The sequence below is a fragment of the Chitinimonas sp. genome, from assembly GCF_041904975.1.
Lineage (GTDB): Bacteria > Pseudomonadota > Gammaproteobacteria > Burkholderiales > Chitinimonadaceae > Chitinimonas.
Map to the genome: position 1 here is coordinate 1 of NZ_JAYRLZ010000423.1, position 2,339 is coordinate 2,339.

2 protein-coding genes are annotated in these 2,339 nt (G+C 61.5%); both read right to left on the bottom strand.

Features of this window, described 5'->3' with window-relative positions:
- Window positions 1–419: cation diffusion facilitator family transporter (locus ACE3OH_RS21705; protein WP_374358207.1), on the bottom strand; the 419-nt coding region annotated here is incomplete at its 3' end.
- Window positions 420–879: 460 nt separating this feature from the next.
- Window positions 880–1,998 (bottom strand): polysaccharide deacetylase family protein, encoded by a 1,119-nt coding sequence (locus ACE3OH_RS21710; protein WP_374358210.1) that lies wholly within the window; start codon window positions 1,996–1,998, stop codon window positions 880–882.
- Window positions 1,999–2,339: the final 341 nt, after the last annotated feature.

Genomic DNA, 2,339 nt, shown 5'->3' on the forward strand with positions numbered 1-2,339 from the left:
TAGCGAAACAGCAGCTCCTTTCCGACCAAGGTGAGCAAGGCGACTGCCAGGGTAAACGGCGATACCGCCGCGATGCTGGCCGGTGCCTGTAAGCGCAGCGCGGCGCTCCACACCATGCCGACGCCAAGCGCCAGCATCAGCCCACCGAGCAGCAAGGCGGCAGCATTTTCGAAGCGACCATGTCCATAGGGGTGGTTGTCATCGGCTTCCAGCGCCGCGCCCTTGGCGGCGGCCAGCACGATCAGGTCGGAAAACAGATCGGACAGACTATGTATGCCATCGGCCAGCAGCGCTTGCGAGCGACCCAGCCAGCCGACGATCACCTGGGCAATGGCCAGGCCCAGATTCACCCAGATGCTGTTCCAGGTCGCACGCCGCGCCAGCTGGGCGCCTTCCGGGGTTTGGGTACTTTGCGTCATCTACACATCTCTCCGGGTCAAGTCTGCGGGGCGCCATTGTCGCATTGCCGATGCACGAGCCGAGGCCTGATCAATAGCGCTTTTTCGCAAGGCCTGCATCATTACGGTCTTGCCGGACTGCGCCATGCACCAGGGCCTGGGCGCAAGAAAATCGAGCAGGGCTGTTGGCTACCAAGGCGGCAGCCATCAACACCCAAGACAGCACAACACCTTGTTATTACTGAAAAATCCGGCAAATACCGCCACGGGAATGGCGGCCAACAGGCGGCTGCAAGGTGACAACCGACAGACGGCGAGAGGGCTGCCTTGTAATCAACCGGGCGCTATCTATAACTGCCTAGTTGGTTAGCCAGAACTGGACGACAGCTCCCTCGAAGGCGACCCATGTCGCCTTATTTGCCAGGCCGGCGCGCAAGCGCCGGCCTCGTTTTTTCTGCTGCCCGCCACGCCAGCAAGCTGATCAATACTGCTGGCAACGATCCCAGCTCACCCCGCTACCGGCCAGCGATTTCACCAGCCAGGGCACGGCACGATTGGCCTTGGGATGGATATCGTGGAACAGGATCACCCCGCGCCGCCACAGCAGCATCAGGCTCATCACCCGCTGCGCCGCCTCCACATCGCTGATCTTGGCATTCCAGTCCTGCGAGTCGATATTCCACAGCGCGACCTGCAGCTGGTTTTGCGCAAAAAAGGCGGCGCTATCGGGGCGGCGCTGGCCATAGGGTGGGCGGAAATACGGCCGATAGGCCTCGCCGAACACCTGCTGCGCCAGCTTCTGCGTATTGAGCACCGAATTCTGCCAATCGGCCCATTTCTGGTGCGACTGGTGCTCCCAGCCATGCAGGGCCACACATTGACCATCGTAGCGCTGTTTCAGCGCCGCATCGGCGTCGCTGCGCGGCTTCAGATGGTCGCCCAGCATATAGAACATGGCGTGAATCTGGTTTTGCTTGAGGGTATCGAGCAGCGCATCGGTGCTGCCGCCCTTGGCGGTCGGGCCATCGTCAAAGGTAAACAGGAAGTGGCGATCTGCCAGCTCGAAGCCGGTTTTCTCCGCCGGCGAGAATACGTCGATCTCGCTGCTTACCTTGGGGAACAGCGCTGCGAGGCGCAGCAGCTCCATCGCATACAGACGATGGAAGGCGCGAGCATTGGCCAGCCAGGGCTGGTATGGCGCCGGCAATTGGGTATCGAGCGCGGCACCAGAGCGAGCCAGATCGGCAGCGCTGGCCAGCTTGTCGCACAGGATTTCCTTGCCATCACAGGCGGTGCTGGCTTCGCGATAGTTGCTCAGCAAGGTGGCCGACAGCCGCTCGCTGATCTTGGCGACCGAGGCCGCATCCACCGACTTGAGATGCAATTCCGCCTTCAGATCATCCTGGCGGGCCAGCTGGTTCAGTGCATCGGCAAATACCAGGATTTCGGCCCGCGAGGCGCGATCGAAGCCCTTGCTAGAATCCAGTTTATCCGGCCACAGCGAGCGATCGGACTTGGCCACACTGTCCGGGCCGGCCGCCAGTGCGCCCAGCGCGGTGCATAGCATCAGGGTTTGCAATAGCCTCGACATCATGTTCATTCAGCTCTCCTTATTGTGAGCAAGCGAAAACCGACCAGGGTGCGGGCCTGTCCGTCACGCCCGGAGGTTTCAATAGCTGCAAGGACAAAGGCCCCGGTTCCCCGGGGCCTTCACTACCGCGTTGGGAGGCGCTGAACAAATCTGGTTTTCAACCCGTACCGCTGGCCCCGGGAAACCCGGGCCTTAAGCAACAGCGGGTACGTTGTTGATTTATTGCTGTTCTAATCCACCCCCTCCGCCCCCGCCGCCGCGGGGGGATCGCGCATTTGGCGCGTAAGTGGATTTGTTCAGCGCTTCCCTAGCGAATCAGTGAATCTGCGCCTTCACCCGGGCGATCGCCT

Coding starts and splice junctions, on each gene's coding strand:
- ACE3OH_RS21710 (WP_374358210.1), bottom strand. CDS start 1,998: ATGAACATGATGTCGAGGCTATTGCAAACCCTGATGCTATGCACCGCG.